The following is a 13630-nucleotide window of genomic DNA, read 5'->3' as shown; positions in this document are numbered from 1 at the left end:
ATAGATGGATTAAAAAATGCTGATATCCCACTCATGCACGATCTGCTTCAACAGGGATACACCTGCCACGCTGTTTCCGCATGAGTCGATGGCCGGGCCAAAAATGCCGATGCCGCAGCCGCCGGGAAAAGGGGATTGTGATCTCAGGTTGGGAGGAACGAGTGTCATAATTCCGCCAGACACGCCGCTTTTGGCCGGAAGTCCCACATAGGCAGCAAATTTGCCGGAAGCGTCGTACATGCCGCAAGTGAGCATCAACGCTTTTGCCAAGCGCACGACTTCTTTGGGCAAAACTTGCTCGCCGCGCAACGGGTGATAGCCGTCCAGCGCCAAAACCAGGCCGATCAGCGCGATCTGCTCCGTATTGACCTGAATGGAGCACTGTTTTAAATACACTTCCAGCGCTTCCTCGACTTCGCAATCCAGATACCCTGTGTCTTTCAGGTAATGCGCCAGCGCACGGTTTCGGTGTGAATGCATCCACTCCGAGACGAACACTTCCTCGTTAATGACAGGAGCCGAATCTGTAATATTTTGGAAAATTGCGTATAAATAGTGCAGTTTTTGTTCCGGCGTACTTCCTGGCAAAAGCGAGGAGACGGTAATGGCGCCCGCATTGATCATCGGGTTGAACGGCTTGCCTGGCTTGTGCATCTCCAGACGGATAATCGAGTTGAACGCATCTCCCGTCGGCTCCACGTCCACGCGATCGAGCACGTAAGTCATGCCGTGGTGACAGCAAGCTGCGATAAAGCTGACGACCTTGGAAATGCTCTGCATGGTGAAAGGAACTTCCCAGTCACCAGCCGTCACTTTGTTTCCGGAAGGGCCGACCATGCAAATGCCGAGCTGTGTCGGGTCTGCTCGCCGCAAAGCGGGAATGTAACTGGCGCATGCACCCTCTGAAGCTTGCTCGCGATGGTAGGCGACCCACCGTTGCAGATGTTCTGTCACCTGCTGTGCTTCCCATTTGTTTGTCGATGTTGCTGTTTGAAACAAACCCCGTTCCCCCCAAATCCTGTACTGTAAGCCTGTTTGTCAAGGAGCGAAAGCGCTTCCACGCCACGCAAAAATCGTATATTGAACACTTTAAAACCAACCTACAAAATCAAACAAAAACCAACAAAAGCTTTCACGCATTTATATAAATATTTTTTCTATACTTGTCGTTTACGTGTTTTATGGATAAGAATAGTAAGGGGAAAAAAGTGACAAACCCTACAGCAATCCAACAGGGAGGGGGAAGTGGCGCATGCATTCCCCATTAAAAAAGGATGGCTACATCCTGGCACTCATGCTGATCACGGTTCCGCTGGCAGGCGAACTGAAATTTTATCCGGTCAACGAGACGTTTCGGATCAGCTTCGGCGCGCCGACCTTTTTCTTCTTCTTGCTTTTGTTCCAGCGGCTTCCGGCGGTGTTGCCCGGGTTTTTGACCGGACTGTCTGTCGTCGGCTTTCGCTTGCTGCTCGACTCGTACACGCACAGCCCGTTTCATTTGGCTACTTCGATGCAAGAGCACTATTCGAGCTTTTTTTTCTACTTTTCGTATTCGCTGCTTTTTTATGTGATCCGAATGGAGCGGTTCCGCGAGCGGACATTGATCATCGGCGGAATCGGGATGGTCATTGAGGTCGTAGCCGATCTGGTCGAGCTGCTATCGCAGTATGTGCTGTTTCACATCGTCGTGACCTGGAGTTCGCTGCAAGAGATGTTCGTGATTGCGCTCTCGCACAGCTTCGTCGTGCTCAGCTTTCTGAATATGATCCGACTGTACGAGACGCAAGCCCGGGAAAAACAGACCCGCGCGCAGCACGAGCATATGCTGATGCTCATTTCCAATCTGTACGAAGAGTCGATTCATCTGAAAAAGACGCTGCAAAATGCGGAGAACATCACGGTCAAGTCGTTCGAGCTGTACCAGCGCCTGCAAGCGCAAAAAGACGGGCTTGAACAAGCTTCCGTCGACTCGTTTGCGCGACAGGCGCTGATTATTGCAGGAGAAGTGCATGAAATCAAAAAAGACAACCAGCGAATTTTTGCCGGGCTGCAAAAACTGATTACCCACGAAAATCGGACGGATTTTATGGATATTCATCAGTTGGCAGACATCATCGTGCGCTCCCAGCGGAAGTACGCGAGCCTGCTCGGGAAAAACATCGAGTTTACTTGCCTGATTTCTGGAGAACACCCGCCCTATCACGTGTTTACCTTGATGTCGTTGATCAACAACATCGTCGCCAATGCCGTCGAGGCGATCCAGAAGACGGGGAGCATCTTGATCCAGGTGAACCGGGACAAAGAGTTTGTCGAGATCAAAATTGCCGACGACGGCCCGGGTGTTCCGCCCAGGCGCAAAAAGCTCCTGTTCAAGCCTGGATTCACGACCAAATACGACGACAAAGGAGCACCTTCTACGGGAATCGGTCTTTCTTATGTAAAAGAGATGGTGGACGAGCTGCAAGGAGAGCTGGTTGTCGGAGACGGCGCGGCGGGAAAAGGAACGGAATTTGTCATCCGCTTGCCGATCAATCTTGTGAGGGAGAAAGAGGGAGACGATGCACTTTTACTTAATCGATGACGATGAAGCTGTGCGCCTGATGCTGACAGAAATTATCGAGGATGAGAACTTGGGGGAAGTGGTCGGCGAGGCCGAGGACGGAGCGCTCGTTGACGGTCATATGCTGACGATGAAACATGTCGACATCGTCCTGATTGATCTGCTCATGCCCGAGCGCGACGGGATTGAAACGATTCGCCAAATTCGGCCTGTCTTCAAAGGCAAGATCGTGATGATCTCGCAGATGGAGTCAAAAGATTTGATCGCCCAGGCTTACTCGCTCGGCAGCGAATACTACATTATTAAGCCAGTCAACCGGATCGAAGTGGTGACGATATTGCAAAAAGTCATCGAAAAAATCCGGCTGGAAAAATCGATTCAGGATATCCAAAAATCGCTGCATTCGGTCTTGCAACTGGATCAAGGGCTTGGCAGCCAGAACCGGGCGAGCAAAAGCGGCAAACAGTTGCGCGAGGCGGGGCAATTCCTTTTGTCCGAGCTGGGGATTGCCGGAGAGAACGGCAGCAACGATTTGCTTGACATTCTCGACTACTTGAACGAATGGGAGCAGAAGCATACGCTGAAAAGCGGCTTTCCAGCGCTCAAAGAAATTTTTGTCGCGGTTGCCCAAGCCAGACTGGGAACTGCCGCGGATGAAACACAAGTCATGAAAGTCGTCAAAGCGTCCGAGCAGCGGGTCAGAAGAGCGATCTATCAGTCCTTGAATCATTTGGCATCGCTAGGCTTGTCCGATCTGTCGAACTGGAAATTTGAAAATTACGCTTCCCAGTTTTTCGATTTTACGTTTGTGTGGAAAAAAATGGCCGAGCTGAAAAATAAAACGGCCACTGCTTCGGACATTCGCATCAACATGAAAAAATTTATTCAAGTTCTTTATGCCGAAGCCAAACGAATCCAGGCAGAAGCATAGCAAGCGTAAAGACGCAAAGCGACGGCACAAGAAGCCGTACTTGCCGTGACATGTCACGCAAAAAGCCCTGACCACTCGATCAGGGCTTTTTGCTGTCGGACAACCGGACACGCGGACTCCCGTCTCGACTGACTCTTACGTCCCGTCCTTTTCCATCAGCTTTTTCAGCTTGCGGTAGACGGTATTTCTGCCAATTCCGAGAATGCGCGCCGTCTCGGAGATGTTGCCGCCCGTCTGCAAAAATACGTCGACCATGTCGCTCTTGCCAGATTGGGTTCGTTCTTTTTGAGCATCGCTTATTTGTCCCTCGGCGGGCTTGGCAGAAAAGCTGGACAAAATGTAGGCAGGGAAGCGCTCCCGCTCAATTTTGCCTCCCTCCGACAGAAAAGCCGCTTCGCGCAGGGCGGCCGCAAGCTGACGCACGTTTCCCGGCCAACTGTAGCTCTCGATCAGCTTTTTGGCACTGGTTCCAAGCGCAAGCGGCCCTGTGCCCAACTGGGCTTCGATGCCGTGCAGCAGCAACTGGGCGAGCTGTAGCCGATCTGCACGCTCCCGCAACGGCGGCAGTGTGACCTGAACGCCTTGCAGTCGGTAAAACAAGTCAGCGCGGAAGCTGCCTTCCTGCACTTTTTGCCACAAATCGGTGTGCGTAGCCGTAATGATCCGCACATCGACGTGAATCGGCTTCGTTCCGCCTACCCGATAGACGGTGAAATCTTGCAGCACGCGCAAAAGCGCCACTTGCATCTCGGACGGCATCTCGGCTATTTCGTCGAGGAACAGTGTCCCTTGGTGAGCTTGTTCGAATTTTCCCGGCTGTCCGGTCTGTTTGGCTCCGGTAAACGCTCCCGGCTCGTAGCCGAACAGCTCGCTTTCTAGCAAACTTTTCGGAATCGCCCCGCAGTTGATCGCGACAAAAGGCTTGTCCGCACGCTCGCTTGCCAGATGAATCGCCTGGCTGACGACGTCTTTGCCTGAGCCGCTTTCGCCAAACAGCATAACCGTATATTCCGTTTTGGCTGCCCGCTTGGCAAGCCGAATGGCCGCGAGAAAGGCATCGTCTGTGCCGTATAAGTCATCAAAAGAGGTGAGACCTGTCCGATTTGCCCGGAGCGGCCTCGCCTTCGGTTTGGAGGATGGAGGGCTTGCGGCGATCTGCGGTGGACGCGTATCAAGCAGAACGGAAGCCTGCCAGTGATGTTCTCCGCCCCCTTTTGTGAGCAAGGGGAGGGAACGGGGAGTGGAAATGTCTTTTTGCCTGCCTAGCAAAGACTCGATGTCTGCTACTAGCTCTGTCACATGCACCTGTCCCAGCCGCTGTCTGTTTCCGCGCAGCAGTTGGTGCGCTTCGCGGTTGCCGCCCGTGACGATTCCGTCCTGATTGACGGCCAGCAGCGCGTGGTGCTTGGCGTTTTTCTCCGGATAGAGCGAGATGACCATCTGCCGATCGGGACGATGGATAAGCAGCCAATCTTCCACTTTGCGCGCCATCACATCGACCATGCCTAGTAAGGAAGGGTGGTACATCGCCGCATGTCCGCTAATATCGAGCACAGCTACCAGCTCGCCCTGCGGTCCGAAAATCGGGGAGGCGGCGCAATACAACATATGGTTGGAGTCAAGATAGTGGTCTTTTCCGACGACAGCCAGCGGTTTTTGTTCCACAATGACTGTCCCCGCCGAGTTGGTTCCGCGCACCTGCTCAGACCAGCAGGCGCCGTGATGGACCTGGATTTTTTCCGTGTCCTTGAGGAAGACAGGATCGCCTTTGCTCTCCAGGATGTAGCCCGACGTATCGCAGAGGGCGACGATCGAGTAGGAGCTTTTCAGCCAATAAGCCAATCGCTCCATGGTTGGGTCCATCGTTCTCATAAACTCTTCTTTTTGTTCCCTGTATTGCCGAAACTGGGTTTCTTCCAGTATGGCATCCTTTGCTGTCAACGCATTAACCCCATTGATCCGGCTTCGCTCCCACGACTTTTTCAGCAACGCATTGGTGGGTTCCAGCAAACGATTTCCCCCTCTAGCAGAGAAAATAAGACCTTCCTTTCTATATTACCACAATTTTCAAACTACAATGGGCAATGGAGCAATTGTATCGCAAAAATGGAGCAACTGTTCCAACGCAAGATTGCTAGATTCATAGAAAAGCCGCTGTTTGTAAGCGTTTTCTATTTGGCACAAAACATGCTTCTAGTAAGGGACGAATGCACATAAGCGAAAATGAGGAGGGGCTTACGTGGCGCAAACGGCAAAAATCACATTGGACCCGCGTGTCGAAGCTTTCTTGGCAGGCGGTCCGAAAAAGCTGTTCATTGGTGGGGAGTTTGTAGCGTCAGCATCGGGAAAAACGTTTGACACGATTGATCCGGCTACTGGTGAAGCGATTACGTCTGTTTATGAAGCCGATGCGATCGATGTCGATCTCGCGGTGCAAGCCGCAGAAAAAGCTTTTGCGACAGATTGGGCCAAGGTGACGCCTAGCGAACGCGGGCGGATGCTCTGGAAGCTGGCTGATTTGATGGAAGAGCATGCAGAGGCGCTCGCGCAGCTGGAGACGATCGACAACGGCAAGCCGATCACCCACGCCCGTTTCGCTGACGTAGCATTGGCGATTGATCACTTCCGCTACTATGCAGGCTGGTCGACGAAGCTGGCTGGCGAAGTGATCAACAATTCTGCCGGGCGCAACATGCTGACTTACACGCGCCGCGAGCCGATTGGCGTGGTCGGGCAGATCATTCCGTGGAACTTCCCGCTCTTGTTGGCTGCGTGGAAGCTGGGCGCGGCACTCGCTACAGGCAACGTCGTGATTTTGAAAAGCGCCGAGCAAACGCCACTGTCCGCGATCTATTTGGCGGAATTGATCCAGCAAGCGGGATTCCCCGATGGCGTCGTCAACATTATTACAGGCTACGGGCCGACAGCAGGCGCGGCGATTACGAACCATCCGCGCATTCGCAAAGTGGCTTTTACCGGATCGACGGAGGTCGGCAAGCTGATCATGCAGCAAGCGGCGGGCAATTTGAAGCGCGTGTCGCTGGAGCTGGGCGGCAAATCGCCGAACATTATTTTCCCGGACGCCGACTTTTCCAGAGCGATTCCTGGCGCGTTGATGGGTATTTTCTTCAATCAAGGCCAAGTGTGCTGCGCAGGCTCGCGCTTGTTTGTTCATAAAAAAGTGTACGACAACGTCCTGGCTGACATGACGAGCTATGCGGCCAAAATGAAGCAAGGCAACGGCCTGGACGAGTCGACAGAGATCGGGCCGCTCGTATCGAGCGAGCAATTTGAGCGGGTGACAGGCTACTTGCAAAAAGGGCATGAGGAAGGCGCGACTTCATTGACAGGCGGCGTACCGTTGGAAGGGCCGGGCTATTTCGTTCCGCCTACGATTTTTGCCGATGTCAATGAGCGCATGACGATTGCCCGGGAAGAAATTTTTGGCCCGGTTGTCGCAGCGATGCCTTTTGACGACGAGGAGCAAGTCGCAGATGTCATCCGGCGGGCGAATGATACGGAATACGGGCTGGCAGCAGGGGTGTGGACGACCGATCTGCGCAAAGCGCACAAAGTCGCGCACGCCTTGGAAGCAGGCACTGTCTGGGTCAACTGCTACAATGCGCTCGACGCTGCCGTGCCGTTTGGCGGCTACAAGCAATCCGGATACGGCCGGGAGATGGGTTCGTACGCCCTGGACTTGTATACGCAGGTGAAGGCGGTCTGGGTCAACCTCGATTAGGGCAAGGGCAAAAAACAGAGAAAACAAGGGGGAATCAAGCATGAGAGCGGCGCAAATTTTGGAGCAGCGTAAACCTTTGCGTATTGGAGAGGTGCCCGATCCGACACCAGGTTCGAAAGACGTGATCGTCCGGGTCGAAGCGTGTGGGGTTTGCCGAAGCGACTGGCACGCCTGGATGGGAGATTGGGACTGGATCGGACTCAGCCCGCAGCTGCCGATCATTCCGGGACATGAACTGGGAGGTGTCGTCGAGGCAGTCGGCAAAGAGGTGAAAAATTTCCGTCCGGGCGATCGCGTGACCACGCCTTTTCATGAAGGGTGCTCACATTGCGCCAATTGCCTCTCCGGCCATTCCAACCGTTGCGACAACCTGGCGATTTTCGGCTTTAGCTACGATGGCGCCTACGCCGAATACGTCCGCGTGCCAAACGGCGACTTCAATCTGATTCGCCTGCCAGACGAGGTAGACTCGCTGACAGCAGCCGCGATCGGTTGCCGTTACATGACGGGTTATCACGGTGTGATCCGTGGAAACGTTCAGCCGGGCAGCTGGCTGGCCGTGCACGGCGCGGGAGGAGTCGGACTGTCATCGGTTCAGGTGGCGAGCGCAGTCGGGGCGATGGTCATCGCTGTAGACGTCGATGACGCCAAGCTGGCCAAGGCAAAGGAAGAAGGCGCCGTTGCCGTCATCAATGCCAGAAAAGAAAATGTCGTGGAAGCGGTCAAGGAAATTACGAAGGGCGGGGCGCACGCCTCCATCGATGCGCTCGGCATTCGCGATACGATTCTCAATTCGGTTTTGAGTCTGAGAAAAGGCGGCAGGCACGTCCAGATCGGATTGACTACCAAGGAAGAGGGCGGCATGGTCGGATTGCCGATCGATGCGATCACCGCGATGGAACTGGAGATCGTCGGCAGCATCGGCAATCCGCATGCGGCTTACGAAGGATTGCTTACGCTGATCGCCCAAGGCAAGCTGAACCCGTCTTCGCTCGTGTCCAAGGAAGTCGCTCTCGATGACGTGTCGGGCATTTTGGAAGACATGACGAACTACAACACATTCGGCTTTAATGTGATTACGAAATTCAGATAGAACAGATGAACCAGTGCGTCTCTGAGTAGGACGAGAGACACACTGGTTCATTTTTTCTGGGGGCCAGTGTGCTTAAAAAATGTTTCATAAAAAGGAAAATTGGGGTAATTGTCGAAATATTTATCCGAATTGTTGTTCCCTCACTTTTATATCTGGAGGATGGAGATCATGAGTCAGCGGATAGCTCTGGATAGATATGCGAATCTTTCACAAGAAAGAGTCAAACTTGAACAGGAGTGGGAACGATTTGTTTCTGGAGTGAACGAAAGACCGGCCATTCGACCGCTGATGTACGAATCCTGGCAGCGCTGTCAGGAGCAAAATATCCATCCTCTGCGCACGAGAACGACGGTCAGCCTGTCCCGGGCGCAGATCGAGGCGTACTGGGAAGAAGATACGCTCCAGCATATTCTCAAGCCGCTTTTGCTGAAAATGAAAGACGCTTCGCTCGACTCGGGCCATTTGGTCACCTTCTGCAATGCCGCAGGAGACATCGTGCATTTGGACGGTGACTTGTCGCTGATGCTGAAAGCAGAAGACATGAATTTTGTCGTCGGCTCCTCCTGGGCGGAGCATCGGGCAGGGACGAACGCCATCGGAACTTCGCTCGTGACGGGGCGACCAGTACAGGTGTTTGCTGGCGAACATTTTTGCCAGGAGGTGCAAAAATGGACGTGCTCCGCCGCGCCTGTTCGCGATCCTGTCACACAGCAAATGATTGGCGTGTTCAATTTGACAGGCTTGTGGAGGGTCAACCACCCGCACTCTTTGTCAGCTGTTACCTCGGCAAAGCAAATCGTGGAAAAATATTTGCGCGGTCAACTGGAACAGGAACGTTTCCGCTTGACAGAGCGTTTCTCGCATCTCGTCTCTTCGGCTGTGACGAGTCCTTTTCTGGTACTCGATCGCGGCGGGAAGGTCATTAATGCGTCCAGTATCCTGTACGAGCAAGGGTGGGTTGATCGCCAGCAAAATTTGATCGGGGCGCCTCCTTCCGCTTTTGCCATTATCTCGAAAATGCAATGGGAGGCCGAACATGTGAGGGGAATATGGCGCTTTGAACTTATTCCGTATATATATGGCGGCAGGCCGATCGGCTCTGTCGTGTACGCAATTCCCCCGAACGACGAGTACGGCGTGCGGGAAGCGACGGCGGCGCAGCCTGTTTTTGCAGGGAGCGGAGGGGCAGATGGCTCCGCACGCGAGCCGTTGGCACCCGACTTTGCCGAAACGGCGAAACCGTTTATCCGCAGCGAGCGATTTTACCGTTCGCTGTTCGAAGACAACCCTTCGGCGATCATCTGTTACGACTTGCAAGGGAACATACTGGAGGCCAATCCGGCCGCCGAGAGATTGATCGGCTATACCGTAGAAGAACTGCAAGCGAGCAACATTATCCAACTAATCTTGCTGGATTGCGCCGAAAAAAAGCTCCATCCGTTCAGCCTGGAAGGAATGGGACGACCGCAGGAGTTTGAAATCGCTGTCAAACATAAAAATGGACACAGCATCGACGTCAGCATCAACAACTTCCCGATGTATGTAGACAACGAGATCAGCGGCTTCTACGCCATCGCCAAAGACATGACTCGCCACAAGCAGATCGAGGCGGATTTGCGTTCGACGAAGGAACAGCTTGATGTGTACCTGCGCAATACGGACGATTCGGTCGTTGTGCTCGACGTCGGCTTCCATATCGTTAAAGTCAACCGGGCGTTCGAGCAGATGTTTGGCTGGAGTGAACAGGAAGTCATCGGGGCCGAGCTGCCGACGATCCCTGACTTTTTGCAAGCGGATTTCCAGCTGCTGCAACAGGAAATTGTCCGAAATCGCCACGTGACATCGTATGAGGCGCTGCGTCAGCGAAAAGACGGGACGCTGCTCGATGTCAGCACCTTCATTTCGCCGCTGTCTGATTCAGAAGGGAACCTCATCGCCTTCGTGGCGATTCAACGGGACATAACCGAGCATAAGCGGATGGAAGCGGCCTTGATTGAAAACGAAAAGCAACTGCGAACGCTGATCAACGCCATGCCGGATTCCGTCTGCTTCAAAGACAGCGAAGGCCGCTGGATCGAGGCGAACGATTGCTGCTTGCGCGTGTTCCGCCTGGAGAACGTGCCGTATCAGGGAAAAACGGACGGGGAGCTGGCTCTGCTTTCCCCGGATTATCGCGAGGCATTGCTGCAATGCGCCGAATCGGACAAGCGGGCATGGGAAGAAGGCAAGCCCGTCCGGCTGGAAGAAGTCGTTTACCTGGACTACGGCGATGTGCGAATTTTTGATGTGAGTAAAATTCCGTTATTCGACCCGGAGGGCAAACGCACGGGCTTGGTCGTGATCAGCCGGGACATTACGGAGCTGAAAAAGACAGAAGAGCTGCTGCGCAAGTCGGAAAAGCTGTCTGTCGTCGGTCAATTGGCTGCGGGAGTCGCGCACGAAATCCGCAATCCGCTGACTTCCATTCGCGGTTTCATTCAATTTATTCAGGAAGGCCATTACAAGCAGGAGTATTTTCAAACGATCTTGTCAGAGCTGGATCGGATTCAATCGGTTGTCAACGAGTTTTTGGTGCTCGCCAAGCCGCAGGTCATCCATTTTACGCCGCGCAATCTGCCGCCTTTGCTGCATCAGGTGGTAGAGCTTTTGCAGACCGAAGCGATTTTAAACAATGTCCAGATTGTGCTGGAGATTGATCCGGTCGCCACGATGGTCAATTGCGAGGAAAATCAGTTAAAACAGGTCTTTATTAATATTTTAAAAAATGCGATCGAGGCCATGCCGTATGGCGGGCAGATCACTATTCAGCTCAAGCAGCAGGGAGAAGCTCTGTCGATTCGGATTTTGGATCAGGGAGAGGGAATAGCCGAGGAGCGAATACCGAAGCTTGGGGAACCTTTTTATACGACCAAGGAAAAGGGCACAGGTCTTGGCCTGATGATTAGCTACAAAATTATTCAAGCCCACCAAGGAACGATGAAAATTAATAGCCAGCGAAACAAGGGGACGACGGTGGAGATTCATTTGCCTGTGTGTGAACCTCTTGAATGAGCGTTTGTGTAAAGCCCGGGGGAGAAGAGATGCCTCTGGGTTTTTTGGTGCGGGCAGCGGCGTGAATAGAACCGTTTTTTCGACAAAAACCAGCAGAAAACATGCGAAAAAAGTAAAAAGACAGAATATTGACAAAGATGATACGGGATGTTAATTTTTGTTTAGGAAAACGTTTACCCGAAATGAGAGAAAGTGAGTGAGAAACCATTTCTGTCACGATAAAAGACATCGCCCAACTCGCCAACGTTTCTATCGCCACTGTCTCGCGTGTCCTGAACAACTCCAAGCCAGTCAGACCGGAGCTGCGGGAAAGAGTCCTGCGGATCGTCCAGGAGACGGGCTTTCAACCGAATGCGATAGCCAGAAGTCTCGTCAGCAAGGAAACCCGCATCATTGGAGTTATGATCCCCGACATCAACAACAACTTTTACTCCAACCTCACCTACGGCATCGACAGCGTGCTTAGCGAGGACGACTACAGCATGTTTTTGGCTATTTCCGACGAGATCGTGGACAAAGAGCTGAAGTATTTGCGGCTGTTCAAGGAAAAGCAGCTGGATGGCGTCATCATCGCGAGCGTGCATTTTTTGGAGAGCAACTTCCAGACGCTGCTCGACATGCAAGTGCCGACGGTCGTAACCGGCCATGATTTGCCCGGCTACCAAATTCCCACGGTCAACGTCAACAACGTACAGGCTGCGTACGATGCGACCGCTTACCTCATCTCGCAGGGCCATCAAAAAATTGCCTGTGTCTCCGGGCCTTTGTGGGACCCGCCGTGCGGACTGGATCGCATGGGAGGGTACCGCAAAGCGATGCGCGCACACGATTTGCCGATTCATGAAGGTTTTGTCGTCGAAGGGGATTTCACTGCCAAAAGCGGCTATGAAGCGATGCGCCGCATCTGCGAGGAGAAGGTGCGTCCCACGGCGGTGTTTGTAGCGACAGACCTGATGGCCGTCGGGGTGCTCAATTACTTGCACGATCACGGGATTCGCGTCCCGGAAGACATTTCGGTCATGGGCTTTGACAATCTGGAGCTGGCCTCCTTTACCAGACCGATGCTGACTACCGTTCACAACGACCCGTTTATGTACGGGAAGGCTGCCGCGGAGCAATTGCTCAAGCAAATCAGAAACGAGCCGGTGGAGAGGATGAGCATCGTTCCACACCACCTCGTCGTCCGGCAAAGTGTAAGCGTGATTTACGAGCGTACACCATGAATGGCCCATAGATGTGATCCAAACAGAGAGCTTGGCTCGAAAAAGGAGGGAAACGCATGAAGCTCGGCGTGTTTACTGTGTTGTTCAGCGACAAATCGTTCGAGGAAATGCTCGACCATGTGAAAGAGGCAGGATTGGAGGCAGTCGAAATCGGAACAGGTTGCTATCCAGGCAATGCGCACTGCCAGCTGGATGAGCTTTTGGAAAGTGCAGGGAAGCGCGAGGCGTATCGCAAAGCCGTAGAAGAACGCGGGCTGGTCATCAGCGCATTGAGCTGCCACGGCAACCCGCTGTCGCCAGACAAAGAATTTGCCCAGCAATCGCATGAGACGTTCGTCAAAACGGTGCAACTGGCCGAACAGCTCGAAGTCCCTGTCGTCAACTGCTTTTCCGGCACAGCAGGCGATCATGAGGGCGCGAAGTATCCGAACTGGCCTGTTGCCCCCTGGCCGAACGAATATCGGGATGTGCTGAACTGGCAGTGGAACGAAAAGCTGGTGCCGTACTGGAAGGAATGGGGCCAATACGCCCACGATCACCAGGTAAAGGTCGCGCTGGAGCTGCACGGAGGCTTTCTCGTCCACACGCCCGGGACGCTGCTGAAGCTGCGCGAACAGGTGGGAGAGGCGATTGGAGCCAATTTTGATCCGAGCCATATGTGGTGGCAAGGCATCGATCCGGTGGCGGCGATCAAAATATTGGGCAAAGAACAAGCGATTTACCATTTCCATGCCAAAGACACTTTTATCGATCAGGAAAAAGTGAACATGTACGGCCTGTTGGACATGAACTCCTATGCGAATCTGAATGAGCGGGCCTGGTACTTCCGCACAGTCGGCTACGGACACGACCAGAAGACGTGGGCAGACATGATGAGCGCCTTGCGCATGAGCGGATACGATTACGTCATCAGCATCGAGCACGAGGATGCCATCATGTCGATCGAGGAAGGCTTCCAGCGCGCCGTACAAAATTTGCAGCAGGTGATTTTGCGCGAGCCGCTCAAAAATATGTGGTGGGTGTAAAAGGA

9 protein-coding genes are annotated in these 13630 nt (G+C 53.4%); 7 read left to right on the top strand and 2 right to left on the bottom strand.

Annotated elements, in window-relative coordinates; genetic code table 11:
* Window positions 1-9 precede the first annotated feature (9 nt).
* Window positions 10-954 (bottom strand): glutaminase, encoded by a 945-nt coding sequence (locus HP435_RS15470; protein ID WP_173599825.1) that lies wholly within the window; start codon window positions 952-954, stop codon window positions 10-12.
* A 298-nt stretch (window positions 955-1252) separates the two neighbouring features.
* Between HP435_RS15470 and HP435_RS15465 the strand changes: the two genes are divergently transcribed.
* Window positions 1253-2581 (top strand): sensor histidine kinase, encoded by a 1329-nt coding sequence (locus HP435_RS15465; protein WP_281868091.1) that lies wholly within the window; start codon window positions 1253-1255, stop codon window positions 2579-2581.
* Complete coding sequence (locus HP435_RS15460; RefSeq protein ID WP_122966518.1) at window positions 2559-3491, top strand: response regulator; 933 nt, start codon at window positions 2559-2561, stop codon at window positions 3489-3491. Before HP435_RS15465 ends, HP435_RS15460 begins: the two co-directional genes overlap by 23 nt.
* A 135-nt stretch (window positions 3492-3626) precedes the next feature.
* Here HP435_RS15460 and HP435_RS15455 read toward each other — a convergent pair whose 3' ends face one another.
* Window positions 3627-5501, bottom strand: coding sequence for a sigma-54-dependent Fis family transcriptional regulator (locus HP435_RS15455; protein WP_122966411.1), 1875 nt, complete (start codon window positions 5499-5501; stop codon window positions 3627-3629).
* Window positions 5502-5730: 229 nt separating this feature from the next.
* On the opposite strand from HP435_RS15455, the gene HP435_RS15450 reads away from it, so the two are divergent.
* The 5 genes from HP435_RS15450 to HP435_RS15430 all read left to right on the top strand — a co-directional run bounded on the left by HP435_RS15450 (window position 5731) and on the right by HP435_RS15430 (window position 13625).
* Window positions 5731-7233, top strand: coding sequence for an aldehyde dehydrogenase family protein (locus HP435_RS15450; protein ID WP_173599808.1), 1503 nt, complete (start codon window positions 5731-5733; stop codon window positions 7231-7233).
* Window positions 7234-7273: 40 nt separating this feature from the next.
* Entirely contained in the window at window positions 7274-8326 is a 1053-nt protein-coding gene (locus HP435_RS15445) for a zinc-dependent alcohol dehydrogenase family protein (RefSeq protein ID WP_173599809.1), read from the top strand.
* Window positions 8327-8494: 168 nt separating this feature from the next.
* Window positions 8495-11377 (top strand): PAS domain S-box protein, encoded by a 2883-nt coding sequence (locus HP435_RS15440; RefSeq protein ID WP_173599810.1) that lies wholly within the window; start codon window positions 8495-8497, stop codon window positions 11375-11377.
* Between the two features lie 206 nt (window positions 11378-11583).
* Window positions 11584-12600, top strand: a complete 1017-nt coding sequence (locus HP435_RS15435; RefSeq protein WP_307723381.1) for a LacI family DNA-binding transcriptional regulator — start codon at window positions 11584-11586, stop codon at window positions 12598-12600.
* A 56-nt stretch (window positions 12601-12656) separates the two neighbouring features.
* Window positions 12657-13625, top strand: coding sequence for a sugar phosphate isomerase/epimerase family protein (locus HP435_RS15430; RefSeq protein ID WP_122966415.1), 969 nt, complete (start codon window positions 12657-12659; stop codon window positions 13623-13625).
* Window positions 13626-13630: the final 5 nt, after the last annotated feature.

Source organism: Brevibacillus sp. HD3.3A (assembly GCF_013284375.2).
GTDB lineage: Bacteria > Bacillota > Bacilli > Brevibacillales > Brevibacillaceae > Brevibacillus > Brevibacillus parabrevis.
The sequence above is the reverse complement of the archived record's forward strand: the minus strand, read 5'-3'. Positions and strand labels throughout refer to the sequence as shown.

Excerpts from the sequence above, each read along its gene's own strand:
- HP435_RS15465 (WP_281868091.1), top strand. The coding sequence starts at position 1,253 with ATGCATTCCCCATTAAAAAAGGATGGCTACATCCTGGCACTCATGCTG.
- HP435_RS15460 (WP_122966518.1), top strand. The coding sequence starts at position 2,559 with ATGCACTTTTACTTAATCGATGACGATGAAGCTGTGCGCCTGATGCTG.
- HP435_RS15445 (WP_173599809.1), top strand. The coding sequence starts at position 7,274 with ATGAGAGCGGCGCAAATTTTGGAGCAGCGTAAACCTTTGCGTATTGGA.
- HP435_RS15440 (WP_173599810.1), top strand. The coding sequence starts at position 8,495 with ATGAGTCAGCGGATAGCTCTGGATAGATATGCGAATCTTTCACAAGAA.
- HP435_RS15430 (WP_122966415.1), top strand. The coding sequence starts at position 12,657 with ATGAAGCTCGGCGTGTTTACTGTGTTGTTCAGCGACAAATCGTTCGAG.